The organism is Planctomycetota bacterium, assembly GCA_039819165.1.
In the GTDB taxonomy this organism is placed as follows: Bacteria; Planctomycetota; Phycisphaerae; order Phycisphaerales; family UBA1924; genus JAHCJI01.
This window is the reverse complement of sequence record JBCBSM010000001.1, coordinates 194,551-220,369: the sequence shown is the minus strand read 5'-3', so window position 1 is coordinate 220,369 and position 25,819 is coordinate 194,551. Positions and strand designations below refer to the sequence as shown.

Here is a 25,819-nt window from a genome sequence, read left to right as displayed (position 1 = left end):
CATATCAGATTCGTCGGCAAGTGCCGCGCGAAATCTGGGAAGTTGCATTATCTGCAGAAACGCTGCCGCGGAATGCGGCGGCCACCGAGCGGCGTCTCGCCTACCGCTTGCCCGCCGGCTCCATCGCCTTCTTCGCCTCGTCGCTGAGGTAGAGGATGGCGCCGCTCTGGGGGTCGGTGGTCACGCGGCCGTGGCTCAGCAGCGCGGCCACCGTCTCAACGGGCACGGCCAGCATGCTGGTGCCGCAGACGAACTCGTGCCGCTTGACGTCGACGACCTCGACGGGCGCCATCGCCTCGTCGCCCAGCTGCGAGCGGATGCGGACGTAGTGGCTCAGCGTGTGCTCGGGCACCTCGGCGATCAGCTCGTCGCGCTCCTTCTTGAGCTCGTCCAGGCGATCCTTGATCTCGGCGGCCCGCTCGTCGCGCTGCGTGGTCGCGACGCCGCGGACGCCCTGCCGCTCGGCCTTGGCCTTGTCGATCTCGTCGACCTCGGCGGTCAGCGACTCGACCCGGGCGATCAGTTCGATGGCGACCGACTCGTGCTCGTCCTTCTGGGTCTTGAAGGTCGAGATCTCGGCGAGGTAGGCCTGGTACTCCTTGTTGGAGTTGGCCGTGTTCATCTTCTCGCGGAGGTCGGTGATCTTCTCGTCGAGAGCCTTGGCCTCGCCCTCGGCATTGGCAGCGCTGGCCTTGGCCTTGCGCAGCTCGGCATCGAGCGTGGAGTGGCGATCGGCCAGCTCACCGAGCTGGCGTTCCTGTTCTGCGAGGAATCTTTCTGCGGCCCTGAGCCTGCTCTGCAAGCCCTCGATGCTGTTGTCAACTCGGAAGACGCGAAGTAGCCGTTCGGTTTCGCTCATCGTCATGGACGCCGCACTCCCGCAGAGAGTGTAGCGGGTCTCGGGCGCGTGGACATCCCCGAACGCTCCGCGAGTTCGCTATCCCGGCAGCGATAACAACCAATAGGCCACCGGCGCGACGAAGATGGGCGAGTCCAGCATGTCCAGCACGCCGCCGAAGCCCGGCAGCGCGCGGCCGGCGTCCTTCACGCCCGCGTCCCTCTTGAGCATGCTGGCGGCGAGGTCGCCCAGCTGGCCCAGGCCGCCGAGCATCGCCCCCACCGCCGCCCCCGCGATGGCCCAGGCGGCCGGCCCATCCACGACGCCCGCACTGCGATCGCCCAGCACGAGCACCGCCCCAACGCCCCCGACGACGGCCGACCCGACCAGCCCGCCCGCGAGGCCCTCCCGCGTCTTGCCGGGGCTCAGCCAGCCGATCAAGGGCGTGCGGCCCACCAACCGGCCCGTGAAATAGGCGAAGATGTCGCACGACTTGACCACCGCCAGCACGAGCACCAGCACCCATATCGAGTGCTCCAGGCGGATGCGGAGCAGGAAGCCGAACAGCAGCCCGGCGTATGCGAATGCGAACAGCGAGGCGCCGACCGCCACGAGCACGCCCGAGCTGCGACGCCGCAGCCCGTGCAGAACCACGGGACCGACGGCCATCACGCCCGCGAGCGTCGAGACGACTGGGTCGGTCGCCACGGGGGTCGACGCCATCACGCCGGCGGCGGCGGACACGCTCAGCAGGCCGCTCGAGATGTCCGCACCCTTGGCCCGGAAGAGCAGCGCCAGCTCCCGGGCCGCGAGCGCCGCCAGCGCCACCATCACGGGTAGCACGAACACGCCCGCGGGCAGCGTGACCCCCGCGACGCGCTCGCCCTCGAGCCCCTCCTCGGCCAGCACCACCGCCGCGACGAGGAGCACGAGCACAAACCCGAACAGAAGACGCTTCTGCATAGCGGCGAGTGTAGAGAGCCGGATGGACGTGGCTACCGACCCGCGTCGCCGTCGGCGGCCGAGAGCTGCGCGTCGGTAAGCCCGTACCGGCGTGTTCGGCCGGCGTAGTCGCGGATGGCGGCATCGAAACGGTCGGCGTCGAATTCGGGCCAGGGGGCCTCGCAGACGTGGATCTCGGCGTAGCTGATCTGCCACAGCAGGTAGTTGCTCACCCGCATCTCGCCGGCGGTACGGATGAGCAAATCCGGGTCGGGCATGCCCGCGGTGTACAGGTTGTCCGCGACCGTCGCTTCGTCGATGGCGTCGGGATCGAGCTGGCCAGACGCAACCCGGGCCGCGATCGCCCGGGCGGCGTCGGCGATCTCGGCGCGGCCGCCGTAGTTGATCGCCAGGTTGAGCTGCCCCCGTGTGCCGCCGGCGGTCGTCCGCTCGACGCGCTCGATGGCCTCGACGACGTCGGTGGGCAGGCCCGCGCGGCGGCCGATGACCCGCAGCCGCACGCCCTCGTCGGCCAGCCGCCGCTCCTCGCCGTCGAGGTAGGCCACGCACAGCAGCATCAGCTGGCGGATCTCTTCGCTCGGCCGCTTCCAGTTCTCGCTCGAGAACGAGAACAGGGTCAGGTGCTCGATGCCCAGGTCGCCGGCCCGGGTCACGATCTCACGGACGCGGACGGCCCCCTCACGGTGGCCCCAGATGCGGGGCAGGCCCCGCGCCTGGGCCCAGCGGCCGTTGCCGTCCATGATGATCGCGACGTGCCGGGGGACGCGATCGGCATCGAGCCCGAGGGTGCTCAGCACCGCGGGATCCGCGCCGCCGCCCGCTCCCGCATCGTGTGGTGCCGCTCGATCGCCCATGCATCCCCCGCCAGGTCGTGCTCGGTCGACGCGACCGCGCATCGCTCGTCTCTCGCGCACCTAGCCGGCGGCGATCGTCTGCTCGCGATCCGGCCCGACGCCCACGAAGCCCACCGGCACCCTGGCGTGCTCGGCGATGCGGCCGAGCAGCCGGCGGGCGGCCGCGGGCAATTCGTCCATGCTTCGGCAGCCGCCGATGTCGGGTTCGAATCCGGGCAGCGTTTCGTACACCGGGGTGGCGCCGGCCAGGTCCACCGCGTCGGGCAGGAAGCGGTCGGTGCGGGTGCCGTCGGGCAGCTCGTAGGCGGTGCAGACGCGCACCTCGTCGAGGCCTGCGAGCACATCGAGCATCGTGACGGCCAGCATCGTCGCGCCGTTGATCATGGCCGAATACCGCAGTGCGACGAGGTCCAGCCAGCCGATGCGCCGGGGCCGTCCGGTGGTTGTGCCGTACTCGCCGCCCCGCTCGCGGATCTCGTGGGCGAGATCGCCGTCGATCTCGGTGGGCATCGGGCCCAGGCCGACGCGGGTGGTGTAGACCTTCATGACGCCGACCACCGATGCCAACCGGGTGCCCGGCACGCCGCTGCCCGCCGGGATGCCCAGGGCCGAGCAGTTGGACGAGGTGACGTACGGGAACGTGCCGTGGTCGATGTCGAGGAGCGTGGCGTTGCCGCCCTCGAAGAGCACGCGTTCGCCCGAGCTCAGCAGGTCGTGCAGCAGATAGGTCGTATCGGCGACGACGGGCCGCAGCCGCGCGCCCAGCGGCTCGAGGTCCGCCAGCAGGCCGTCCACGCCCGACGCCGCGGCGAACGAATCGTGCAGGCCGAGCGCGAGCTGCACCCGGTCCCGCAGTACATCGCCGCCCCGCACCAGGTCACCCACGCGGACGGCGGCCATGCGGATCGCCTTCTCGGCGTAGGTCGGCCCGATGCCCCGCTTGGTGGTGCCGATGGCGGTCGTGGTGCCTCTCGGAGTGCCATCGAGCGCGGACTCGAGCCGCTCGTCGAGCGCCCGGTGGTACGGCATGACGACGTGCGCCCGCGACGACACCACCAGCCCCGAGACGTCCACGCCCTTGGACTCCAAGCCCTCGAGCTCGGCGACGAGCCCGGCCGGATCAACCACGACGCCGTTGGCGATGACCGCCCGCGTGCCCGGGCGCAGGATGCCCGACGGGATCAGGTGCAGCGCAAAGGTGCGCCCATCGGCAACGATGGTGTGGCCGGCATTGGCGCCGCCGTTGTATCGCACGACCGCGGCGAATCCCGGCGCCAGCAGGTCGACGAACTTGCCCTTGCCCTCGTCGCCCCACTGGAGGCCGACGACGGCCGCGGCCGAGCCTCGCGGGCACGACCGCGGGTCGATCGGGGACGCACCCGACTCGTGCGCCGGGGTCACGCGGACTCCCGCCGCGGCGCGATGCCGCCCAACGCCCTCAAGTGCGAGCCCGGCGCGGCCGATCTCCGCGGTGTTGGGAGCGGATCGAAACGCCCATGGCCGATAACGAACACATCCGGATCATGTGTCCGAGCCTCACCTGCCGCAAGGTGCTGTCGGTGCCCACTTCGGCCCGCGGCAAGACCATCCGGTGCCGATCGTGCGGCTCGGTCATCCGCGTGCCCGAGAAGAAGGCGCCGCCCAAGAAGTCGGCGTAGCCCAGACTCCCGCGGCCCGGCGGGCTCAATCGTCGTCGTCAAAGTCGAAGTCTGAGAAGAGGTCATCGTCGTCGGCCGCCTGGGAGCCGCCGCCGATCTGCTGGGGCGACTGGCCCGCGGCGACGGCCGTCCCCGCCCGCTCCCACGCGTCCTGGGCATCGATCGACGCCGGATTGCCGTCCACCCGCACCACGAACACCGCCGGCCCGATCTTCACGACGTCGCCCGCCCCGAGTTCGGACTCCTCGACCTGCTGGCCGTTGACGAAGGTGCCGTTGCTCGAGCCCAGATCCATGATCGCCAGACCGCCGCCGCTGGGCTCCACCCGGCAGTGCTCGCGGGAGACCTCGGCCACGGGGATGCGGAAGTCGCAGTCCTCTTCTCGGCCGATGATCCGGGGGCGGGACACCTTGAAGGGGCGTTGCTCGCCCGACCTGGGCACCAAAACCAACTCGACGGCCACGGCGTAGCCTCCTGTGCGTGCGTTCCCGGCTCCTGGACCAGCCTCCGCGACTCGACCGTACTCCGATCACCGTGGCGGGGCAATGCCGGCCCGACGAGCATCCTATCGACCGATTGCGGGCCCAGCGGGGAGCGGCCGGCGCGGCGTCGCTCTACGTCCACGTGCCCTTCTGCGCGCACAAGTGCCACTACTGCGACTTCTACAGCCTCGTGGACACCCGCGACCGCCAGGACGCCTTCATCGACCGACTCATCGAGGAGTTGGGGGGTCTGCCGCCCCTCGCCGGCCCGCTGGCCACGGTGTTCGTGGGCGGCGGCACGCCCACGCTGCTGCGGCCCGACCTCTGGCGACGGCTGCTGGCGGCGATGCACGACCGCTTCGATCTGGCCAGCGCCGAATTCACGGTCGAGTGCAATCCCGAGACGGCCAGCCCCGACCTCTTCGCCGTGCTCGCCGCGGGCGGCGTTAACCGCATCAGCATCGGCGCCCAATCCTTCGACGAGCGGCACCTGCGGACCCTCGAGCGGCGGCACGATCCCGCCAACGTCGAGCGATCGATCCGGCTCGCCCGCGACGCCGGCATCGCGCGCCAGTCGGTGGACCTCATCTTCGCGATCCCGGGCCAGACCATGGACGACTGGCGGCGGGATCTCGGCCGCCTCCTCGACCTGGGCGTGACGCATGCGTCGTGCTATGCGCTGACGTACGAGCCCAACACCGCGATGACCGCGCGGCTCGGCCGGGGCGAATTCGAGTCCGCCGACGACGACCTCGAGGCCGACATGCTGCAGGCCGCCATCGACCGGCTCGGCGCCGCCGGCCTGCAGCGGTACGAGGTCAGCAACTTCGCCGCCCCGGGCCACGAGTGCAGGCACAACCTGGCGTACTGGCGGCAGGACGACTGGCTGGCCGCCGGCCCGTCCGCGTCGGGCCACCTGCGGGGATGGCGATGGAAGAACGCGCCGCGGCTGGACACCTACCTGGCCCGCCGCGGTCCGCACGGCACGCCGCCCGCCGTCGACGTCGAGCCGCCCGATGCCAATCGCGCCGCGGCCGAGCGGCTCATGACCGGGCTGCGGCTACGCGAGGGCATCGACCCTGCGTGGATCGCCACGGACCTGGACCAGCCAGCACGGGAGCGGCTCGACGCGGCCTACGACGCGCTCGTCCGCGACGACCTCGCGCAACGGGCCGGCGGCCGCGTGATGCTCAAAGATGCGGGCCTGCTACGGGCCGACGGCATCGCCGCCGACCTGATGGCCCTGCTGTGAGCCCGGCTCACCCGGCTTGGCCAGCCCCACCCGCTTGAGCGTCGCGGCGATGTCCTTGGGCAGCGGCGCCCGCACGTCGAGCTGCGCGCCCGTCTCGGGGTGCTCGAGCACCAGCCGGTGAGCGTGGAGCATCAGCCGCGACGCCGCCGAGGCGACCGCGGGGTTGGCGTACAGGTCGTCGCCCAGGATCGGGCAGCCGATGGACGCCAGGTGCACGCGGACCTGGTGCAGCCGGCCGGTGAGCGCCCGGCACTCGAGCAACGCGGCCAGGTGGTTGGCCTCCAGCAGCCGGTAGGCGGTGAACGCCGGCTTGCCACCCGAGCCGATGCGGGCGAGCTTCTTGGCCTTCTGCTCCTCGAGTATGGGCTTGCTGATAGCGCCCGTGGGCACCTTGGCCGGGGCGCGCTTGGTGATCGCCCAGTAGAACTTGGCGATCCGCCGCTCGCGGAACTGGTCGGCCATCGCGTCGTACACGCGGGGCGAGAGCGCGACGATCAGCAGCCCGCTGGTCATGCGGTCCAGGCGGTGCATGAGCCCGAAGTCCCGCGAGCGGCCCACGTTCTGCAGCTGCGGCCCGAACTCGTGGAACAGGCCGTTGAGCAGCGTGTCGGCGTCGTGCCCCTTCCCCGGGGTCGTCGCGAGCCGCGCGGGCTTCTCGACCACGAGCAGGTGCTCGTCGCGATGCGCCACGCGGTAGCGGATGCGGGGGTTGGCCTCGATGGACAGGGTGGCCACGCCGCTACGCCCCATCCGCGCAGGCGTCGTGGTCGACGTACCAGCGGGTGTGCCCGCCGAGCAACTCGGGGACGGGCGTGGCCTCCCCCCGCTCGGCTACGCCCAGCGCGCCCCGCACGCCGGAACCGATCGCCAGCACCCCCAGGAAGCGGCTGCCCGACAGCATCCGCGGCGTCATCGTGACCGCGGCGTCGGGGAGCCGCACCACGAGGTGGTCGTCGGCGTCGGCGTGCGGCGGCTGGAGACGGCCCGCGATGCCCGACGGATCCAGCGCGAGCAGCGCCATGTCGAGCCGGTCGTGCCCCCGCGTGCGGCCGCCGAGCCCGCGGCGTAGGGCCCGCTCGTACTCGGCGTCGGCGGCGGGCCGGAAGGCCGCGATCTCGTGGACGTGCTCCCGGGGGATGCCGGCGTGCCCCACGAGCAGGTCGCGGAGCATGCCGTAGGTGCTGGCCGGGTCGTTGTGCTCCACCGCCGCGTCGTCGAGCGTCCACACGTGGGTGTCGCGCCAGGGCAGTGAGCGGTAGGCCGGATCGACCATCAGCTCGCGGCAGACCCGCTCGATCATCGGCCCACCCGATAACGCGAGGTGGAAGGCCCCGAACTCGCGGACGCAGGCGGCCGCCTGCATCGCCACGTCCGACGCGACTACGCCCAGGACTTCCTCGAGCGCGGGGCGAACCGCGACGGTGTCCCGCAGCTGCGGGGCTTGGGGTTCGCGTTCCAGCTCGATGGGGGGCAGCGCCACGCAGCATTGTGGCGGCGTTGATGCCGCAAGGCCACCGCCCCGCGGCACTTCGGCGGGGTCCATCGGCCGCTGATCGCCACGAGAAGCCCCTCTCGGTAGTACACTGCCTGCTGCGGCCCGCCCGCGCCGACCCGGGACCCCAGCCCGACGAGACGCACCGACCATGACCACCGCGACCGACCAACTCGTGCTGCGGCCCAAGGGCTGGAGGGGCCGCGCCCATCCGCTCGACGGCCGCGAGATCACCATCGGCCGCCACCCCACCAACGCCATCCGGCTGGTCGACGATCGCACCAGCCGCCACCACTGCCTGCTCAAGCCCGACGACAGCGGTCGCTACGTGGTACAGGACCTGCAATCCCGCAACGGCACCCGCGTCAACGAGGTCAAGGTCGACCAGACCTACCTCGACGCCGGCGACGTCCTCCGCGTGGGCGACCACGAGTTCACCATCGAGCTGCGGCCAGCCGAGGACGCCACCGACGAGGACGCCGCCGACATCGGAGACAAGGGCCGCAAGAAGGGCAGGAAGGCGGCCGAGTCGTCAGCGGCCGGGTCGTCCTGGGCCCGCGAGATCCGCCGGGTGGTCGAGGCGATCCCGCCCGCGGGCCCGCTCGAGGAGCGGATCACGATCCTCAACGCGTCGGGCGAGCGGACCGAGGCGCTCAGGGGCGAGTCGCCGGGCCCGGTCGCCATCCGGCTGATGCTCGCCAGCGCCGACCGAAGCCGCGCTACCGACATCCACCTCGAGCCCCGCGGCGAGACCTACAACGCGCGGCTCCGCGTCGACGGCCAGATGGTGCCGCTGGCCGAGCTGCCCAGCGCCGCGGGCACGCTGGCGTGCAACCTCATCAAGACCGCCTGCGAGATGGAGGTCGCCGGTCGCCAGGCGATCCACGACGGCACGCTATCGGCCATCTTCCCGGCCAAGAACGAGCGTGCGGGCGGCGAGCGCCGCGTCGAGTACCGCGTCAGCTTCACCCCCGCCGTCGGCGGCCAGAAGCTCGTCATGCGGGTGCTCGACGGGCGGGGCGTGCCCCAGTCCGTCGACGACCTGGGCCTGGCGCCCTACATGCTGCCCCGCGTCAAGAAGCTGCTGCTCAAGGACCAGGGCATGCTGCTGGTCTGCGGGCCCACCGGCTCGGGCAAGACCACCACGCTGCACAACTGCGTCCGCGAGATCAACCGCGAGGCCAAGAACGTCGTCACCATCGAGGACCCCGTCGAGTACAAGCTCGACGGGGTGACCCAGATCCCCGTCGACGACCGCCAGGGCCTGGGCTTCAGCGGCCTGCTCCGCAGCGTGCTCCGCCAGGATCCCGACGTCATCCTCGTCGGCGAAATCCGCGATGAGGAGACCGCCCGCACCGCGATGCAGGCGGCGATGACCGGCCACCTCGTCTTCTCGACGGTGCACGCCAAGGACACCGTGTCGGCCGTCTTCCGGGTGCTCGACCTCGGGCTCGAGGGCTCGCTGGTCGCCAACGCGCTCAACGTCATCCTCGCCCAGCGGCTCGTCCGCGTGCTGTGCCCGACGTGCCGCCGCGAGGTGCCGCTGTCGCCCGGCGAGGCCGCCAAGCTCGGCCCCGAGCTAGCCAAGCACATGGGACGCAGCAACAAGGTGCACGTGCCCGTGGGATGCAAGAGCTGCCTCAGGACCGGGTTCATCGGCCGCCGCGCCATCTTCGAGCTGCTCGAGTTCAACGACGAGCTGCGAGACATCGTGCTCCGCGAGCCATCGATCCAATCGATGAAGAAGATCATCGAGCAGGACCTGTTCACGACGCTGCGGACCTTCGGCCTGCGGCTCGCGGCGCAGGGCGTGACGAGCCTGGACGAGGTCAACCAGGTGGCGGGCGACACCGGGTAAGCGCCGGACGCACCGGCTAGCCCCTGGGCCCCACGTTTCGCAGCACGCTGACCGTCCCGCTGTCGAAGTTGGCGGTCACGATGTCGGGACGGCCGTCGCCGTCCATGTCCCCCACCGCCACGCCCGGGCTGCGGCCGCCGGCGTCGACGTGCATCGCGGGCGAGAAGCCGCCGCCGGGCTCTCCGAAGCACACCGCAACCCGCCTCGAGGCCGTGCCCGACGCGACGACGTCAAGCAGGCCGTCGCCCGAGACGTCGACGAGCCGGCCGCCGACGCTGGGCGTCCGCAGGTCGATGATGGGATCCCCGGCCTCGACGAACATGCCGCCGCCGGTGTTTTCCAGCCGGATGACCATGGGGCTCTCGTCGATGAACGCCAGCGCATCGAGATCGCCATCGCCATCCAGGTCGCCCAGGTCGCAGGACATCGGCCGCTCGGCCGAAGCGATGGGCATCGTGGTGTTCAGGTCAAAGCCGTTGCGGGGGCTGAACATGCCGGTGCCCGAGCCCAGCAGCACGGTCATGCCGTTGCCGCGGACGTCGGTCATGACGGCATCGAGGTTGCCGTCGGCGTTGAGGTCGGCCACGCGGAGGCCGGCGTACGGGTGCCGATGGGCGAAGTACGGCTGGCCCAGCGCGGGCGCAAATCCACCCGCGCCGTCCCCCAGCAGCACGGCCATGGCGTGGTCATCGACCAGCGTGGCCAGCACGTCGAGGTCGCCGTCGTTGTCGACGTCGGCCAGCCGCAGCGCGTGCACGTGCGGCGAGCCGCCCCGGTGCATCTCGACGTAGCGGGGTTCGGCGAGCCGACCATCGCCCACCCCCAGGAGCACGGCGATGCGGTAGCTCAGGTGGTGGTGCGCCACGACGTCGAGGATGCCGTCGCCGTTGACGTCGCCCACGTCGCCTCCGGTGGCCGTCTCTCCGAGACGGATGCGGCCGCCGAGCGGGCGGAGCGTGCCCCCGCCGTCGTTGAGCAGCACCCGGAGATGGCCCGACTCGGGCACCGGATCCCGCCCGCAGCACGGCCCGCAGACCACCACGGCGTCGAGGTCGCCATCGGCGTCCATGTCGGCGAGCACCAGCCCGCCCGGCATCGGGCCCACGGGCACGGGCTGGCCGTGCAGCTCGAAGTGCGTCGGCGGCCGGGGCGCGCCGACGCACGCGGCGAACGACGGAATGCCGGCGGCGAGCGCCCCGGCGAGGGCGAGCGAGCGGCGGACAGGAACGGACGTCAGAACTCGGGGCATGGCGGTCTCCTTTTGCGCACGCGGGGCCCGCGTGCCGCATCGGATACCACGCCCAAGGCCGCCGCGGTCCGCCCGATCGGCGAGCGGCGCACATCCGGGGGCGAGCGGCGCGGCTCAGGCGGTCGCCGGTCTGGACAAATGGGCCGGTGCCGCCCCGATGGCCTCGTCGACCTCCGCACGACGCCGGCGGCTGAGCGGCAGCACTTCGCCACTCGCGAGCCGCACGCTGCCATCGCGGCTGGACGCCCCGAGCACCTCCCGGACGTGCGACGGATTGACGAGGCACGCGCGATGCGTGCGCACGAAGCCCGAGAGCATCGACTCCAGCTCCGCCAGCGTGTGGCGGACCAGCAGCGCCTCCCCCGCCGCGTGCACGCGCGACCCCGGCTCGTGCGGCTCGGCCCACGAGATGGACCCGATCGCGAGCCGCGCCACCCCGCCCGGCGTCTGGAGTAGCACGTGCTCCGTCGCCGGTGCGGGCTGGTCGACCTCAGCTGGTGGCCGGTCCGCTTCGCGGAGGCGCCGCCGGGTCTCCGTTAGCGACGCCACGACAACCACCAGCCAGTACACGCCCACGCCGATCGCCACGGCCTGCGGCAGCGACTTGTGGTAGGCCTCGCCGAAGAACGACCATCGCATCGGGCTGGGATGGAACGCAAGCCGCAACGGCACCGAGGCCAGCAGGAACAGGCAGCCCGTCACCAGCCCGCCCAGGACGTGCGCGAGGAGGCGTCGCGGCCGCCCACGCTCCAGCGGCCACCGCCGCACCACCTCGAACAGCAGCGGCGTGACCGGCACCAGCACGAGCCAGCTCGACCCCTGCCAGCCCAGCGCCCGCAGCCAGCTCAGTTCCTTGGGCGTGTCGCGCCAGGCGGCCCACTGGTCGGTCGCGGCCAGCACGGCGACGACCGACCACACCACGATCGAGGCCAGCCAGATCCGCCGGTGCGCCACTGCGGCACCCTACTTCCGCTTGAAGCCGAACGCCAGGCCGCCCACCGCGGCGCCCGCCGAGGGCAGGTAGCCCGTCGCGAAGGCCGTAAAGCCGCTGATCTGGCCGCCCAGCCACGCCTGCGTCGAGTCGTAGCGGTCGCCGATGACGTCCCACTTCACCTCGACGAAGCCGGCGTACTGCAGGCCGAACAGCAGCAAGAACACCATGCCCAGCCCGATCAGGCTGACCTTGACGAAGGCCCGCACCGCGTAGGCCACCGCGAAGCCCACGAAGAAGCTAAAGCCCATGCGGAAGATCGCCGGAGACCACGGATCGGCCGTCGATGCCTCGCCGTCCTCGAACTCGTCGGCGTCCGCCGGCACCTCGCCGGCCTCGGGCTCGGACGGGCCCGGCCGCGGCAGACCATCGGGCCATTCGATGCCGCCGCCATCGCCCACGAAGCCGCTCGCCGCGTCTGCCGCATCGCCCGCATCGGACGCTCCCGGGCCCTCCGCGGCGACCTCGGCCCGCGGCGCCGGGGTCTCGCTCGCCAGCGGTCCGGCGATGCCAAGGCCCACGCCCGCGGCCATCACCACGCCCGACAGCGCCACGAGCGCCCGCTGCACCAGGCTCATCTGGCCGATGACGCCGGCCGCGCCCTGCGCTACCTCACCCGCCGCCGATGCCGCCTCGTCGCTCATTGCCTCTCCCGGCTGGTCCGGCCGAGCGGCTAATGCCCGCCGGTGGGCATCGCGCAGGTCGCCATGCCCCGCTTCTCGAGGTACCGCTGGTGGTACTCCTCGGCCCGGTAGAAGGTCGCGGCCGGGCTGATCTCGGTCGCGATCGGCCTGCCGTGCCGGCCCGACTCGTCCTCGGCCCGCTTGGAGTCTTGCGCCGCGGCCTGCTGCTCGGGCGTCTCATAGAAGATGGCCGAGCGATACTGGGTGCCGACGTCGGGCCCCTGGCGGTTCCGCTGGGTGGGATCGTGCAGCCGCCAGAAGTGGTGCAGCAGCGTGTCGTACTCGACTATTTCGGGGTCGTACTCGACGCGGACGACCTCGGCGTGGCCCGTGTCCTCGCGGCACACCTGCTCGTAGGTCGGGTCGTCGACGCCGCCGCCGGCGTAGCCCACGGCGGTATCCACGACGCCCTCGATCTGGCGGAACTGGTGCTCCACGCCCCAGAAGCACCCGGCTGCAAAGGTCGCGAATTGCGTGCCCATCGATCGCCTCCGTTGGCCCACTAGCTCTTGGAGCAAGTGTAAGTCGCGTTTCGACCGCGGGCCTCACGCGTGCGGGCGAACCAGATCGAGCAGTTCGGCGTGCAGGCGGCCGTTGGTGGCGATGGCGTGCCCCCCGTCGATCCGCGGCTCGCCGGTCCAGTCCGAGAATCCGCCGCCTAGTTCCACCAGGATCACCGGCAGCGGAGCCACGTCCCACGGCTTGATGGTCGGCTCGACCACCGCGTCGCACCGGCCGGTCGCCAGCAGCACGTGGGCGTAGCAATCGCTCCAGCCCCGCGTGCGGGCGCACGCCCGCGTGATGTCCAGGAATGCGCCGTCGGCGTCCATCTGGGTGAAGTACTCCAGCGCGGTGGTCACGAGCGTCGCCTCGGCCAGCGTCGACGTCGCGGTCACGGCCGCGGGCCGGGCGTCCTGCCCCGGCCTGGGCACCCACCACGCGCCGCCGCCCCGGGCGGCGTAGACCGTCTCGCCCAGCGCCGGCATGTGCACCACGCCGGCAATCGGCTCGTCGCCCCGCAGCACGCCGACCAGCGTGCCGTACAGGGGCACGCCGTGCACGAAGCTGATCGTGCCGTCGATGGGGTCCAGGATCCAGCGGTAGCCCGACGAGCCGGCCTTGTCGCCGAACTCCTCGCCCAGGATCGCATCATCCGGGAAGCTCTCCTCGATCGCGGCCCGCAGCGTCTGCTCGGCGCCGCGGTCGGCCTCGGTCACGGGGCTGCCGTCGCCCTTGGTCTGCGTGCCGAGCCGATCGGTCTGGAAGAACTGCAGCGTGACGCCGCCGGCGGCCTGGGCGGCGGCGATCGCCAGCTCCAGCCTCCGCGCGATCTCGCGATCGACGCCCTCGCTGATGGGCATCTCGATGAGCGTCGCCATCGCCGCGGCCCTCCGAACTTGAGCTAGGCCACCGCCGCCACGACCTTCTTGGCCGCGTCGCCCAGGTCGCTGGCGGCCTGCAGCGTGCCGAGGTCGCTGCTGGCGTCCTCGAGGATCTTTCGTCCCGCCTCGACGTTGGTGCCCTCGAGCCGGACCACCAGGGGCACCTCGAAGCCGATCTCCTTGGCCGCATTCACGATGCCCTGGGCGATGACCGCGCAGTCCATGATGCCGCCGAAGATGTTCACCAGCACGCCCTTGACGGCGTTGTCCTCCAGGATGATGCGGAAGGCCTCGGTGACGGCCTCCTCGCTGGCGCTGCCGCCGACGTCCAGGAAGTTGGCCGGCTCCCCGCCGTGCAGCTTGGTGGTGTCCATCGTGGCCATCGCCAGGCCCGCGCCGTTGACGAGGCAGCCGATGTTGCCGTCCAGCGCGATGTAGCTCAGCCCCATGCGGTGCGCCCGCAGCTCGGCGGCGTTCTCCTCGGCCGGGTCGAACATGGCCTGCACGTCCTTGTGGCGGAAGGTGGCGTTGTCGTCGAAGTTGAACTTCGCGTCGATGGCCATCACCTGGCCGTCGGGATGCTCGTCGGTCGCCGGCGTGGCGATCAATGGATTGATCTCCGCGATCGTGCAGTCCTTGTCGAGGAACACCTTCGCAAGGGCCATCATGATCCTGACGGCCTGCCCCACCTGCTTGCCCTTGAAGCCCAGCTTGAAGGCCACTCGCCTCGCCTGGAAGGCCTGCAGCCCCAGCAGCGGGTGCAGCGGCTCGCGGGCGATCGCGTCCGGATTCTCCTTGGCGACCGTCTCGATCTCGACGCCGCCCTCGGCGCTGGCGATCAGCACGTGCCGCCGCGTCTTGCGGTCGGTCGTGATCGCCAGGTAGTACTCGTGGGCAATGTCCACGCCGCTGGCCACCAGCAGCTTGGTGACCTCCAGCCCCTCGGGCCCGGTCTGCACGCTGACCATCTTGTTGCTCAGCATGAAGCGGGCGGCCTCGGTCGCCTCGTCGGCCGACTTCACGAGCTTGACGAAGCCCGCCTTGCCCCGCCCGCCGGCGTGCACCTGGGCCTTGACCACCGCCAGCGGATCGCCCGCCGACTCCGCGGTCACCTCCTTGAACGCCCCCGCGGCGTCCTCGAACCGCTCGATGACCGTCGCCGCCGGCACGGGCACGCCGTACTGGGCAAGGAGATCGCGGGCCTGGTACTCGTGGATCTTCATGGGAGCCTCCGTGCGGGCCGGGCGTGGAGCCGGTGTGTTTGGGGAGCGTACGCAAGGGATGGCAGCGGGCAACGCACGTCGCGGAGACAACGCGCTAACTCGTGCGCTGGGGTCGCGGACTGGCTTCGATGGTGTGTCAAGAGAGAGGTTCAGCCCCGGCGGCATCGTCAAGTTCGGTTGGTGGCCACGGACACTCGAGCATCTCGATCGTTGCCTGCAATTCGATTGCTCTCAGCGGCGTTGCGAACCCACTGGCTCAATGTGCTCTAGCCCGTTGCCCATTGCCAAAAACAACAACGCCGGCCCACGCTCTCACGCGGGCCGGCGTCTAGGTCTTCCACTCGACTGCGTGCGAACTACCAGCCGCCGCGACCACCACCGCCGCCGCCGCCGTAGCCGCCACGGCCGCCGCCACCGCCACGGCCGCCGCCGAAGCCGCCGCGACCACCGCCGCCGCCCTCGCGGGGGCGGGCCTCGTTGACGGTCAGCGAGCGGCCGTCGAGCTCCTTGCCGTTGAGGGCCTCCATGGCCCGCTTGGCACCCTCGTCGTCCATCTCCACGAAGCCGAAGCCGCGGGGGCGGCCGGTCTCGCGGTCCATGACGAGGTTGGCGCTCTTGACCTCGCCGTGCTCGGCGAACGCCTCGGCAAGGCCGGCCTCGGTGGTGTCGTACGACAGGTTGCCAACATAGATCTTCATCGCGGAAAACTCCGGGCCCGAGTGCTAGCCAACGGAGATCCTCGGGGGCGATCTGGGTCGGGCTCGCCGGCCCGGGCGGAGGCGCCCGTCGACCGGCGTATCAGGTAATGCCCCCAAGAATATGCACGCCGATGCCGGCCGGGCCAAGCCACGCCAGCGCGGGCCGAACCGGGCCGAACCCAGTCAAGCCGGGCCGGCCCGTGCCGACCAGTCCGATCAGACCTCGCCGAGGCCCCGGACGCTCCGGCCGGCCACGACCCACAGCCGATCGCCCTCGCCCGGCGCGATCGACGCACCATCCGCGAAGCGGCTGAAGGCCGGCAGCACCAGCGTGGATCCGGCCGCGTCGCCGCGGGATTGCTCCCAGAAGGCCGGCAGACGGAGCCGCTCCTGCCGCCCCCCGAGGCGGAGCATGGGGTGGAGATGGCCGGCGATGGTGTGGGCACTCGGCACCGGGCACTGCGCACTGGGGCCGGCTGCCGGATCACGCGGCGGCTCGTGGACGAGCGAGATCGACCCCACCTCGACGTAGGGGGGCAGCAGTTCGATGTCCCACGCGTCCAGCAATCGCCGCTCGCCTATTGCCCAGTGCTTAGCGCCCGTTGTCCGCGCGAGCCCCCGATCGTGGTTCCCCGGCACGAGCGCGATCTCGACGGTCGTCTCGGCCCGCCACCGCCGAACGTCGTCGACGATGGCCTCGCTCAGCGCAGCACGTGCGTGGATCAGGTCGCCCAGCACGACGAGCCTTGCCGCGCCGGTGCGCGCCAGGGCGGCGGTCAATTGCGCGAGATCGGCGTCGAGCACGCCCCGCGGCAGGGGCGCGCCGGCGTCGCGGAAGGCCTGGCACTTGCCCCAGTGCAGATCTGCGGCCAGCAGCCAATTGTGCTCGGGCCAGTGCACGCACCGCTCGGGCATCAGCACGAGCCGCTGCCCGCCGAACTCGATGGCGCAGTCCTCCGGCGGGGCGGCCTGGGGTGCGCTCAGCGCCTGGGTCATCCATGACCTCCATGGCTCGTGGGTGCTCGTCACGGGGACCGTCAACCTATGCCGCTGGCCTCGATGAGCTGGGCCTGCATCCGCGCCACCCGCTCCTCCAGGCTCTCGCTGGACATCGTCTGTGCGCCGATCCGCTCGATCACCAGCGGCAGCGCGAGCGGGCTGGGCCGCTCGAGCTCGACCACCCGGAAGGCCGACCCACCCAGCCGATCGAGCGCCGCCGCGAGCCGCCCCTGCTCGAACTGGTTCTCGAGCACCTCGCGCCTCGCCTGGGCCAGCAGCAGGTTGTCGGGGTCGAACTCGGCCAGCACATCGAAGATCAGCGAGCTGGACGCCTGGAGCTGCCGGCCGACCTTGGGCGAGCCCGGGTAGTTCTGGAACACGAGGCCGGCCACGCGCGCGATCTCGCGGAATTGCAGCTTGGCGAGCTCGGCGGTGTTCACGCTCTCGAGCGCGTCCTCGACGAGGTTCTCGCGGCTGAAGAGCTCGGACGTGACGAGGTCCCCAAACGGGAACGCCTCGGGGCAGAGCAGCTCGAAGCCGTAGTCGTTGTACGTCGCGGTGAACGTCGCGGGCCGGATGCGTCCCAGCCGCAGCGCCATCAGCGCGCTCAGGCCAGCGTGCACCAGCCGGCCCTCGAAGGGGTACACGAATACGCGGTGGCCCTCGCGGCTGCTGAAGACCTCGACGAGCAGCTCGCCCTCCCGCGGAACGGCCGACAGCTTCGCCTGCGCGCGCACCACGGGCAGCACCGCCTCGAGCTCGGGCGCGAGATCGCTCGCGTCGCCGGTCTCCAGCACGTCCGCGAGGCGGTCGAGCGAGCCGCGGACGGCGGCCGACAGGCTCTCGCTGATCGGCAACCGGATGCCGCCCCAGACCGGCGTGAGGTTGGTCTTCTTGGTGCCGCTGCGGACGAGCGCGACGTCCTCCTTCATGCGCACGAAGCGGAGCGTCTTGCCGGCGAAGTAGAAGTGCTCGCCCTCGCGGAGACGGCCGACGAAGCCGTCCTCGATGTGGCCGATGGACGCCCCGCCGATGTACTTCAGCTCGATGGTCGTGGGCCCGGTGATGGTGCCGACGTTGAAGCGGTGCAGCTGGGCGATGCGCTTGCTGGGTACTCGATGCAGCCCGTCGACCTCCTCGATCTTGCGGAAGCGGTCATAGGCGCTCAGGGTGCCGCCGCCTTCCTTGACGAGCAGCAGCGTCCAATCGAACTCCTCCCGGGTCAGCTCGCGGAAGGACCACGCCGCGCGGATCTCGTCGAAGAGGTCGTCGGGCGTGAACCCCCCGCCCAGCGCGATCGTGACCATGTGCTGGGCGAGGACGTCCAGCGGCCTGGACACCGGATCCCGCGGCTCGACCCGGCCGGCATCGATGGCATCGCGGGCGGCGGCGATCTCGATGAGCTCCAGCGCGTGCGCGGGGACGCAGGTCACGCCACAGGGCGCGCCGGGGCGGTGCTTGGCGCGGCCGGCCCGCTGCATCAGCCGTGCCACGCCCTTGGGTGAGCCGATCTGCATCACCCGTTCCACGGGCGCGAAGTCGACGCCCAGGTCGAGCGAGCTGGTGCATACCACGATGCCGATGCGGCCGTCCTGGATGCCCGCCTCGACCCGCTCGCGGGCGGCCTTGTCGATCGAGCCGTGGTGCAGCGCGATGCGGCCCTCCCACTCGGGCCGCGACAGGCTGATGGCGTTGAACCATCGCTCGGCCTGCGACCTGGTGTTGACGAACACCAGCGTGGGCACGCCGGGATCGAGGTCGGCCAGCACCGCATCGAGCATGCTTAGGCCCATGTGCCCCGCCCACGGGAAGCGGGCCATGCTCGCGGGCAGCAGCGCATCGACCGCCACTGGTCGATCGATCGGGGCCCGGACGACGGCGAACTCGCGATCCACGCCCACCGCCGCGCGGGCCGCGTCGTCGGTGTTGGCCACGGTCGCGCTCAGCGCCCAGGTCTGCACGCCCGGCGCGAAGCGGCGGAGCCGCGCCAGCGCGAGTTCGACCTGGCTGCCCCGCTTGCTGCTGAGCAGCTCGTGCCACTCGTCCACGATGACCGTGCGCAGGTGCGCGAACTTCGACGCGGCTGTCTCTTGCGTGAGCAGCAGCGTCAGCGACTCGGGCGTGGTCACCAGCACCTGCGGCAGGCTCGACCGCTGGCGGCTGCGGACCGACGACGACGTGTCGCCCGTGCGGCTCTCGACGCGGAGGCCCAGCCCCAGGTCTTCGACGGGCGCTCGGAGGGCGGCCTCGATGTCTCGGGAGAGCGCCCGCAGCGGGCTGATATAGAGGATGCGCAGCCCGCGCGGCGGCGAGGGCTCGTCGATCAGGTCGGCCAGGGCACCCAGGTAGGCCGCGTAGGTCTTGCCGGACCCGGTGGGCACCTGGATGAGCCCGCCGCGGCCGCGCTCGTGTTCCGCCCAGACCTCCTCCTGGAAGGCGTGCGGCTCCCAGCCGCGATCGCCGAACCAGGCTCGCAGCCGATCGAGCCCGGGCCGCTGGTCGCCGGCCTTTGCCGATCGGCTGCTCGTTGTTTGGGTTTTGGACATGCGTTCTACCAATGTATACGCTGCCCCGCATGGACGCGCCACCGGCGGGAAAGCCCGGGCCGCAGCACGCCGACGCGCCGCGCCGCCCCCACCTCCTGGATCCATCGCTGCCGCCACCGCTGGCCGCGCGGGACTGGCTGGTCTGTACCTTCGCGACCGACACCGATCTGGACCTGTCGGGCGTGCTGCTGGTCACGCCGGGTGCGCGGGCGTCGCGGGTGATGGTCGCCCTGCTCGCCGAGGCCGCCCAGCGGGCGGGCCTGGCGCTGTGGCCCCCGGCCACGACGACGGCGGGCCGGCTGGCAGAAGCCCTCGCCCCGGCGGCGCGGCCCGCGGGTGGCATCGCACGGCGGCGGGCCTGGCAGCGGGCGATGGAGGCCGCGCCCCCAGAGGCCATCCAGCGGATCGCTCCGGCGGCGGATCGCCCGACCGCGTGGGCCGATGAGGTCGCCCGCGCTGCCGACGAGCTGGCCTCGGGCGGGCTGCGATTCGCGGACGCGGCGGACGGCGACCTGCCCCCGCAGGAGGAGCCCGAGCTGTGGCGTGCGCTCGCTGGCGTGCAGCGCAGGTATGAGGATCTGCTCGGCCAGGCGGGGCTCGAAGACCCGGCGCTCGCGGCGCTCGACGTGGCGCGCCGCGGCGCAGATCCGTCGCAATCCTCCGACACGCCACGCGACATCGTGCTGCTCGCGTGCACCGATCTCTCCCCGGTGGCGCGCACGCTGCTCGAGTCATCCCCTGCACGGGTACGCGTGCTCGCGACGGTGCCCGCGATGCACGTCGAAGGCCTCGACGACGACGGATGCGTTCGAGAGGCGTACTGGGCGGAGGCCGACATCGCCGTCGATGCGGACGCCTGCGTAGCCGGTGGTGCCGCACTCGCCCAGGCGCGGCTCGCGGTGCGGGCGGCCATGGACGCGGGCACGTCGACCATCGGCCTTGCCGACGAGGCGCTGGCCGGCGCGGTACGCCGCGCCGCAGCGGAGCATGGACTCACGGTGCACGAGGCGGCCGGCTCGTCGCTGGCTCAGGCCGGGCCGGCGCGGCTGCTGGCGGCGATCCGGCGGCTGATGGTCGATCGGCGGTACGCCGACCTCGATGCGCTGCTGCGGATGCCCGCCGTCGAGCGTGCCGTCGGCATCGATGCGGGCGATGCGATGCTGGCGCGGTCCCTCGATGTATACGCCGCCGCGGCGCTGCCCACGCACGCGCACGGCCCGCTGCCGGCCGGCCCGGAGCACCCCCGCGTGCGCGGGGCGCGGCGGACGGTCCGCATCGCGCGGCGGCGGCTGTGGCGGATGCTCGCGCCGCTCTTCGGCCGGCGGCGGCTCGCCGACTGGGCCGAGCCGGTGTCCGCCGTGCTGGCGGATTTGCTCGAGCCGTCGGAGGGCGAATTGGGTCCGCTCTCGCGGGCGTGCGCCGAGGCCGCCGGCCGTGCGCTTCGAGAGCTGTCGTCGCTGGACGGCGAGCCGGTGCGTGCGGCCGAGGCGGTCGATCTCGTGCTTCACGCGCTCGCGGGCGAGCGGGCGGCCATCGAGCCGGGCGGGGAGGACCTGGACCTGCTGGGTTGGCTCGAGCTGCCCCTGGATCCGTCTGACAAGGTGGTGCTGGCGGGCGCTCACGCCCGGGTGCTGCCCGCCCGCGCAACCCCTGGCGCGTTCCTGGGCGAGGGGCTGCGCCGGGCGCTTGGCCTGCCCGGCGAGGGCCGCCGGCTTGCGCGCGACGCGGCGGCCATGGCGGCGCTATCTGCCGCCGGGCGGCTGCGGGTGGTCCTGGGCTCGCGGGACGCGCGGGGCGAGCCGGTGCTGCCCAGCCCGCTGCTGCTCCGAGGCCCGGACTCATCGCCGATGGACGTGCTCGCCGCCGCACGCGCGGCCATCGAGCCGCCCCCGGTCACCCGGCCGCCGGGTGCCTGCCGCTTCCGCGTCGGCCGGCTGGAAGACGCAGCGCCGCCCCGCTCGCTGGCGGTCACCAGCTTCCGGACCTACATCCAGAGCCCGTACCTCTTCTACCTGAAATACGTCGCGCGGCTGCGGGCCGTCGAGCCGCTGGCGGCCGCCATCCGGATGGACGGGGCCCGCTTCGGCAGCTTGGTGCACGAGGCGCTGCGTCGATTTTCCGCGGATGCAGAGACGCGGGAGGACGCCGACGCCGGGCGGATCCGGCGAGTGCTTTACGCGCACTTGTGGGAGGCGGCCGAGGCCCAGTTCGGGCGGCACCCCCCTCCGCTGGTGCTGGCCCAGATCGACGCGGCCGAGAAGCGGCTCTCGGAGTTTGCGTCGATCGAGGCCGCTCGGCGGACGGCTGGCTGGCGGACGATCGCCGCGGAGTGGTCGCCGCCGCGGCCCGTGCCGCTGGCATCGACCGGCATGCTGGTGCATGGCACGATCGACCGCATCGACCTGCACGAGCGCGAGGGTCTGGCGCTGCTCGACTACAAGACCGCCGCCAAGGAGAAGACGCCCGAGCGGGTGCACCGGACGCGCGGTGCCTGGGTGGACCTGCAGCTACCGCTCTACGCCCTGCTCGCGCAGCAGCTGGCCGACGAGCACGGCGTGCCGTCCGCGGCGGCTCTGGGATTCGTGGCGTTGTCGTCCGAGCGTTCCGGTGTCCACATCGCGGACTGGGACGCCGACGACCTTGCCGGTGCGCAGGCGCTGGCGGCGGAGATCGCAGCGCGGGTGCGCGACGGCGTGTTCGCCGAGCGCGGCCGATGGCCCTTCAAGGACGATCCGCTGGCGCCGCTGGCGGGCGTTGGCCTGCTGCTCGACGCCGAGCACGACGAGCTGGCGACGGCCGAGGGGCCGGCATGAACCACGAGGTCGTGCTGGCCTCGGCGGGCAGCGGCAAGACGTTCCGGCTCACGAACCGGCTTATCGCACTGCTGGCCCGCGGTGTCGCGCCAGACCGCATCCTGGCGGTGACCTTCACCCGCAAGGCCGCCGGCGAGATCGGAGACCGGCTGCTCGCCCGCCTGGCGGACGCGGCGGCTGATGACGACGCCGCTCGATCGCTCGGCGAGCACACCGGGTGCAGCCTCGGCCGCGCGGGCTGGGCTGCGGTGCTGGCCGGCGCCGCGCGATCGGCCCACCGCCTGCGGATCCTGACGCTCGATGCGGTCGCCGTCGGGCTGGCGCAGGCGATCGGCCCGGGCATCGGGCTGGCCGGCGGCTGGACGCTGGCGAGCGAGCACCGCGAGGGCGAGCTGCGGATCCGCGCCATCGAGCGGTGGATGGACGCGATCGGCGCGAGCAACGCGGCCGCCATCGCCCAGCGAATCGCGGGCGTGCCGGCCGCCGCGGCCCTGGATCGAACCCTCGGCGAATTGCTCGCCTCGGGGGCGGGCGCGTGGCACGCGGATGCATGGAACTGCCTGGCGAGCGAGGTCGGCGGCGGGCCCGGCGACGCGGCGCTCGCGGAGGCGGCCACCACCATCGAGGCGTGGCCCCCGCCCACGACGCAGGCCGGCACGCCAAACAAGAGGTGGGCGCAGGCGATCGCGCAGCTCGGGGAGACGGTCCGCGGGTCGGACTGGGACGCGTTCCTCGAGGCCGGTCTTGCCAAGAAGGTGCTCGCGGGCGAGGCCACCTTTTCGAGGGTCGACATACCCGATCCGCTGCGGGACGCCATCGGCGTGGCGATCGAAGCCGCGCGGTGCCGCGTGATCGCCGGCATGCACGGACGCAACCGAGCCGCGGCCGACACCCTGGCGCAGCTGCCCGCGGCGGACGCGGCGCTGCGGCGGGAGGCCGGCGAGTTCGCGCTGGCCGACCTGTGGCGGCTGCTCGCGGAGGCCGACCTGGACGGGCTGCACGTCGCCTACAGGCTGGATGCGCGGCTCGACCACATCCTGATCGACGAGTTCCAGGACACCTCGCTGGACCAGTGGCGGGTGCTCGAGCCGCTGCTGGAGGAGGCCGTCGCCGGCGGCGAGCGGGACCGCTCGGTGTTCGTCGTCGGCGACGAGAAGCAATCGCTGTACTCGTGGCGGAACGCGGCCGCCGGCCTGCTGAGCCACGTCGCGGGTCGCTGGCCGCAGGTTGAAGCAACCACGCTCCGCACGACCTACCGCTGTGCGCCGTCCATCGTCGAGGCGGTCAACCGCGTGTTCGGCGGGCTGCCCGCCAATCCGGGGCTCGCCGATGCAGCCGACGCCGCGCACGCGTTCGGCTCGGTATTCGAGCCGCACGAGGCGGCGCGGTCCGAGTCCGGCTTGGTCCGCATCTCGGCCGTCGATGCGTCGGAGGAGGCCCAGGCGGTCGTCGAGGCCGCCGCGGCACGGGTCGCCGAGATCCGGCGGCGGCGGAGCGACGCGACCATCGCGGTGCTGGTGCGGACCAACGCCCGGGCCGCCGCCATCGCTCGGTGCGTGGCCGACGCCGGCATCCCCGTGGTGACCGATGCCGCGGTCTCGCCGGCGGCGCATCCGGCCGGGGAGGCCGTGCTCGCGGCGCTGCGGCTGGCGGCCCATCCGGGAGATGCCGCGGCGTTGTTCTCGGTGGCGACCGGTCCACTGGCCCGCGCCGCCGGCGTAGCGCACCGCCGGGACGTCGCCGGAGCCGCCCGGTTCTCGGCCCGCGTGCGGCGATCGTGGTTCGAGGCGGGGCCGGCCCGGGCCGTCGAGGCGCTCGCGGCGGCCGCCGCGGCCGAAACCAACGCCCGTGGCGGCGCGGCCCTCAACGCCCTGGTGCAGATCGCCGACGCCTACGAGGCCACCCCGGGCGAGCGGACCTCGATCGATGATCTCATCGCCGAGGTGCGCGCCGCCCGCGTGCGGACGCCCGGCGATGAGCCCATACGCGTGCTCACGGTGCATGGGGCGAAGGGCCTGGAGTTCGACGCCGTGGTGCTGGCCGACCTCGATGGCCGGCTTCCGGGTCGGCCGCCGGGCGTGCTCATCGACCGCGATCCGGCGGACCCCACCCGGCCGGCCCGTGCGATCAGCCTGGGATGCAATGAGAAGACGCGAGCGTTGTCGCCGACGCTGCGTGCGATGCACGAGGACTGGAAGGCGGGCCGCATACTCGACGAGCTCTGCCTCTTGTACGTGGCGATGACCCGGGCGAAGCGACACCTCGACATCGTGGTGGAGCGGGACGCGTGCGATCGCGCCACGCTGTCGGCGGTGGCCTGGCATGGGCTCGAGGCGAGCGGCGCCGGCGGCATCGTGGCGGGCGATGCGGCCTGGCTGGCCGAGCCGCCCGCGGAGCCAGCGGGGACGAGGCCCGTTCCGCGATGGGCGAAGGCCGTGGACCTCGCTCGCCCACCCGAGCGGGCGTCGTGGCGAGCGGGTGTCGTTCGGCCGTCGGCCGGAGTCGACACCGTCCGCGGGGCCCTCGGGCTTGCCGACGACGCCGCGGTGCTCGGCATCGAGGTCCACGCGCTGCTCGAGGGCGTCGACTGGCTGGAGAACGCCGGCGAGGATCCGGCCGAGTGGCCCGACGCCGAGTCCCGCGACTCCCGGGCGATCGAAGCGGTCCGGCGTGCGCTTGCTCGGGGGGAACTGGCGGCGGTTCTTGGGCGGGCCGATTTCGTGCGACGCTGGGGCCCCGACCTCGACCTGGAGGTGCAGCGAGAGCTGCCGATCGCGAACCTGCTGGGCGAGGGCGTCGGTGCGACGCTTGTCCGCGGCCGGATCGATCGCGTGGTCGTCGGCCGCCGGGATGGGCGGGCCGAGCGCTGCCTGGTGGCGGACTTCAAGACCGGACGGAATCCGCGCAGCGATGGCCAGCTCGATCTATACGCCCGAGCATTATCCGTACGCCTTGGACTGCCGCTGGACGCGATCGAGCGGCGGCCGGTCGCGGTCCCGGTTTAGCCAGATTCCCGGACGCCGATAATCCGCGGCCCCCTGGGCCGTGGCGGCGGCTCGTGGCATTGCATCGTGCGGCCGGCGAATCGAGTTCGCGATGGCGAGGAAAAAAAGAGGAGGCGTGGCTGGCGGCCCCTGGGAATGGCTGTAGCTTGTTTGCGTAGAGGTCGTACTCGGACGACCGGATAGATCAGGCCTCGGGGCAACAGGGCCCCGGTCGCGTGAGGAGATGAAGATATGAAGAAGGCTGTTGCCCTTGTTGCCGTTTCCGGTATCGCCGCCGCCGCCTCGGCCCAGAGCGTTGTCATTGACGTTGCCAACCCGACCCTCGGCCCGGGCGAGAGCACCGTTGTCACGCTGAGCGCCGGCTTCGGCGGCACCGACTTCGCCATCGCCGGAATCGGCACCGATTTCGTGAGCTCGGTCGGCTCGACCGGCTGGAGCGACCTGGCTCTCATCGCCCCGATGGACGGCCCCGGCACCTCGGCCGGCGCTCCCTCGGCCACCGGCGTGGACGGCATCATCGCCGGCCAGCTGAACTTCCCCCCGGCCGGCATCTACGCCGACCCCACCAACCCCATCGCCTTCTGGCAGGCCACCTACACCGCGCCGGCCGTCGTCGATGACGCCTTCACCGTCGACCTGTCGACGGCGACCGACCGCTTTGATGTCTACATCGACATGGGCGCCGCGACCAGCGAGTCCCGCCTCGGCGACCTCGTCGAGGGTTCGGGCGCCATCAGCGTCGTCCCGGCTCCGGCCAGCCTCGCGCTGCTGGGCCTCGGCGGCCTGGCCGCCGCCCGCCGCCGCCGCTAATCCGGCAGCTGCACTCAGCCGGC

General features: G+C 72.3%; 22 protein-coding genes. 6 read left to right on the top strand and 16 right to left on the bottom strand.

Features of this window, described 5'->3' with window-relative positions:
• Positions 1–100: 100 nt before the first annotated feature.
• From AAFX79_00960 to AAFX79_00945, 4 genes are all read right to left on the bottom strand, one after another.
• Positions 101–865, bottom strand: coding sequence for a hypothetical protein (locus AAFX79_00960; GenBank protein ID MEO1007117.1), 765 nt, complete (start codon positions 863–865; stop codon positions 101–103).
• A 72-nt stretch (positions 866–937) separates the two neighbouring features.
• Positions 938–1,801 carry a phosphatidate cytidylyltransferase gene (locus AAFX79_00955; GenBank protein ID MEO1007116.1) on the bottom strand — a complete coding sequence of 288 codons (864 nt, stop codon included), beginning with the start codon at positions 1,799–1,801 and terminating at the stop codon, positions 938–940.
• Between the two features lie 32 nt (positions 1,802–1,833).
• Complete coding sequence (uppS, locus tag AAFX79_00950) at positions 1,834–2,598, bottom strand: polyprenyl diphosphate synthase (protein MEO1007115.1); 765 nt, start codon at positions 2,596–2,598, stop codon at positions 1,834–1,836.
• A gap of 117 nt (positions 2,599–2,715) precedes the next feature.
• Positions 2,716–4,056 (bottom strand): adenylosuccinate synthase, encoded by a 1,341-nt coding sequence (locus tag AAFX79_00945; protein ID MEO1007114.1) that lies wholly within the window; start codon positions 4,054–4,056, stop codon positions 2,716–2,718.
• A 95-nt stretch (positions 4,057–4,151) separates the two neighbouring features.
• On the opposite strand from AAFX79_00945, the gene AAFX79_00940 reads away from it, so the two are divergent.
• Entirely contained in the window at positions 4,152–4,313 is a 162-nt protein-coding gene (locus AAFX79_00940) for a hypothetical protein (GenBank protein ID MEO1007113.1), read from the top strand.
• A 25-nt stretch (positions 4,314–4,338) separates the two neighbouring features.
• Here the strand turns inward: AAFX79_00940 and AAFX79_00935 are convergent, their stop codons facing one another.
• Positions 4,339–4,776 (bottom strand): FHA domain-containing protein, encoded by a 438-nt coding sequence (locus AAFX79_00935; protein MEO1007112.1) that lies wholly within the window; start codon positions 4,774–4,776, stop codon positions 4,339–4,341.
• Positions 4,777–4,793: 17 nt separating this feature from the next.
• On the opposite strand from AAFX79_00935, the gene hemW reads away from it, so the two are divergent.
• On the top strand, positions 4,794–6,047 hold the full coding sequence (gene hemW / locus AAFX79_00930) for a radical SAM family heme chaperone HemW (protein MEO1007111.1): 1,254 nt from the start codon (positions 4,794–4,796) through the stop codon (positions 6,045–6,047).
• Here hemW and AAFX79_00925 read toward each other — a convergent pair.
• Positions 6,003–6,782 (bottom strand): RluA family pseudouridine synthase, encoded by a 780-nt coding sequence (locus AAFX79_00925; protein ID MEO1007110.1) that lies wholly within the window; start codon positions 6,780–6,782, stop codon positions 6,003–6,005. The genes hemW and AAFX79_00925 overlap by 45 nt on opposite strands.
• 4 nt (positions 6,783–6,786) lie before the next feature.
• Positions 6,787–7,527, bottom strand: coding sequence for a 6-phosphogluconolactonase (locus AAFX79_00920; protein ID MEO1007109.1), 741 nt, complete (start codon positions 7,525–7,527; stop codon positions 6,787–6,789).
• Between the two features lie 163 nt (positions 7,528–7,690).
• Here AAFX79_00920 and AAFX79_00915 point away from each other — a divergent pair, with 163 nt between their 5' ends.
• Positions 7,691–9,397: an ATPase, T2SS/T4P/T4SS family gene (locus AAFX79_00915; GenBank protein MEO1007108.1), complete on the top strand. Its 1,707-nt coding sequence runs from the start codon at positions 7,691–7,693 to the stop codon at positions 9,395–9,397.
• Between the two features lie 16 nt (positions 9,398–9,413).
• Here AAFX79_00915 and AAFX79_00910 read toward each other — a convergent pair whose 3' ends face one another.
• The 9 genes from AAFX79_00910 to AAFX79_00870 all read right to left on the bottom strand — a co-directional run bounded on the left by AAFX79_00910 (position 9,414) and on the right by AAFX79_00870 (position 19,168).
• Positions 9,414–10,646 carry a VCBS repeat-containing protein gene (locus AAFX79_00910; GenBank protein ID MEO1007107.1) on the bottom strand — a complete coding sequence of 411 codons (1,233 nt, stop codon included), beginning with the start codon at positions 10,644–10,646 and terminating at the stop codon, positions 9,414–9,416.
• 114 nt (positions 10,647–10,760) lie between these two features.
• A complete protein-coding gene (locus tag AAFX79_00905; protein ID MEO1007106.1) occupies positions 10,761–11,600 on the bottom strand; it encodes a LytTR family DNA-binding domain-containing protein in 840 nt (279 codons plus the stop codon).
• 9 nt (positions 11,601–11,609) lie between these two features.
• On the bottom strand, positions 11,610–12,281 hold the full coding sequence (locus tag AAFX79_00900) for an FUN14 domain-containing protein (protein MEO1007105.1): 672 nt from the start codon (positions 12,279–12,281) through the stop codon (positions 11,610–11,612).
• A 29-nt stretch (positions 12,282–12,310) separates the two neighbouring features.
• The gene (gene msrA, locus AAFX79_00895) at positions 12,311–12,802 is read right to left on the bottom strand and encodes a peptide-methionine (S)-S-oxide reductase MsrA (GenBank protein MEO1007104.1); all 492 of its coding nucleotides are present in this window, start codon (positions 12,800–12,802) and stop codon (positions 12,311–12,313) included.
• A gap of 63 nt (positions 12,803–12,865) precedes the next feature.
• Positions 12,866–13,699 carry a histidinol-phosphatase gene (gene hisN / locus AAFX79_00890; GenBank protein MEO1007103.1) on the bottom strand — a complete coding sequence of 278 codons (834 nt, stop codon included), beginning with the start codon at positions 13,697–13,699 and terminating at the stop codon, positions 12,866–12,868.
• 23 nt (positions 13,700–13,722) lie between these two features.
• Positions 13,723–14,925 carry an ADP-forming succinate--CoA ligase subunit beta gene (sucC, locus tag AAFX79_00885; protein MEO1007102.1) on the bottom strand — a complete coding sequence of 401 codons (1,203 nt, stop codon included), beginning with the start codon at positions 14,923–14,925 and terminating at the stop codon, positions 13,723–13,725.
• Between the two features lie 356 nt (positions 14,926–15,281).
• Positions 15,282–15,623 (bottom strand): RNA-binding protein, encoded by a 342-nt coding sequence (locus tag AAFX79_00880; GenBank protein ID MEO1007101.1) that lies wholly within the window; start codon positions 15,621–15,623, stop codon positions 15,282–15,284.
• 216 nt (positions 15,624–15,839) lie between these two features.
• Positions 15,840–16,619 (bottom strand): ligase-associated DNA damage response endonuclease PdeM, encoded by a 780-nt coding sequence (gene pdeM / locus AAFX79_00875; GenBank protein MEO1007100.1) that lies wholly within the window; start codon positions 16,617–16,619, stop codon positions 15,840–15,842.
• A 41-nt stretch (positions 16,620–16,660) separates the two neighbouring features.
• A complete protein-coding gene (locus AAFX79_00870) occupies positions 16,661–19,168 on the bottom strand; it encodes a ligase-associated DNA damage response DEXH box helicase (GenBank protein MEO1007099.1) in 2,508 nt (835 codons plus the stop codon).
• A gap of 29 nt (positions 19,169–19,197) precedes the next feature.
• Between AAFX79_00870 and AAFX79_00865 the strand changes: the two genes are divergently transcribed.
• The 3 genes from AAFX79_00865 (at position 19,198) to AAFX79_00855 (ending at position 25,796) form a co-directional block, all read left to right on the top strand.
• Positions 19,198–21,981, top strand: coding sequence for a PD-(D/E)XK nuclease family protein (locus tag AAFX79_00865; protein MEO1007098.1), 2,784 nt, complete (start codon positions 19,198–19,200; stop codon positions 21,979–21,981).
• Entirely contained in the window at positions 21,978–24,986 is a 3,009-nt protein-coding gene (locus tag AAFX79_00860) for a UvrD-helicase domain-containing protein (protein ID MEO1007097.1), read from the top strand. The genes AAFX79_00865 and AAFX79_00860 overlap by 4 nt, the downstream gene beginning before the upstream one ends.
• A 231-nt stretch (positions 24,987–25,217) precedes the next feature.
• Positions 25,218–25,796 carry a PEP-CTERM sorting domain-containing protein gene (locus tag AAFX79_00855; GenBank protein MEO1007096.1) on the top strand — a complete coding sequence of 193 codons (579 nt, stop codon included), beginning with the start codon at positions 25,218–25,220 and terminating at the stop codon, positions 25,794–25,796.
• The last annotated feature ends 23 nt before the right edge of the window (positions 25,797–25,819 follow it).

What these genes read in the sequence shown, in the direction of transcription:
- AAFX79_00940 (MEO1007113.1), top strand. Translation starts at nt 4,152, where the DNA reads ATGGCCGATAACGAACACATCCGGATCATGTGTCCGAGCCTCACCTGC.
- hisN (MEO1007103.1), bottom strand. Translation starts at nt 13,699, where the DNA reads ATGGCGACGCTCATCGAGATGCCCATCAGCGAGGGCGTCGATCGCGAG.
- AAFX79_00915 (MEO1007108.1), top strand. Translation starts at nt 7,691, where the DNA reads ATGACCACCGCGACCGACCAACTCGTGCTGCGGCCCAAGGGCTGGAGG.
- AAFX79_00860 (MEO1007097.1), top strand. Translation starts at nt 21,978, where the DNA reads ATGAACCACGAGGTCGTGCTGGCCTCGGCGGGCAGCGGCAAGACGTTC.
- AAFX79_00865 (MEO1007098.1), top strand. Translation starts at nt 19,198, where the DNA reads ATGGACGCGCCACCGGCGGGAAAGCCCGGGCCGCAGCACGCCGACGCG.
- AAFX79_00910 (MEO1007107.1), bottom strand. Translation starts at nt 10,646, where the DNA reads ATGCCCCGAGTTCTGACGTCCGTTCCTGTCCGCCGCTCGCTCGCCCTC.
- msrA (MEO1007104.1), bottom strand. Translation starts at nt 12,802, where the DNA reads ATGGGCACGCAATTCGCGACCTTTGCAGCCGGGTGCTTCTGGGGCGTG.
- AAFX79_00900 (MEO1007105.1), bottom strand. Translation starts at nt 12,281, where the DNA reads ATGAGCGACGAGGCGGCATCGGCGGCGGGTGAGGTAGCGCAGGGCGCG.
- AAFX79_00870 (MEO1007099.1), bottom strand. Translation starts at nt 19,168, where the DNA reads ATGTCCAAAACCCAAACAACGAGCAGCCGATCGGCAAAGGCCGGCGAC.
- AAFX79_00955 (MEO1007116.1), bottom strand. Translation starts at nt 1,801, where the DNA reads ATGCAGAAGCGTCTTCTGTTCGGGTTTGTGCTCGTGCTCCTCGTCGCG.
- sucC (MEO1007102.1), bottom strand. Translation starts at nt 14,925, where the DNA reads ATGAAGATCCACGAGTACCAGGCCCGCGATCTCCTTGCCCAGTACGGC.
- pdeM (MEO1007100.1), bottom strand. Translation starts at nt 16,619, where the DNA reads ATGACCCAGGCGCTGAGCGCACCCCAGGCCGCCCCGCCGGAGGACTGC.
- AAFX79_00880 (MEO1007101.1), bottom strand. Translation starts at nt 15,623, where the DNA reads ATGAAGATCTATGTTGGCAACCTGTCGTACGACACCACCGAGGCCGGC.
- AAFX79_00960 (MEO1007117.1), bottom strand. Translation starts at nt 865, where the DNA reads ATGACGATGAGCGAAACCGAACGGCTACTTCGCGTCTTCCGAGTTGAC.
- AAFX79_00855 (MEO1007096.1), top strand. Translation starts at nt 25,218, where the DNA reads ATGAAGAAGGCTGTTGCCCTTGTTGCCGTTTCCGGTATCGCCGCCGCC.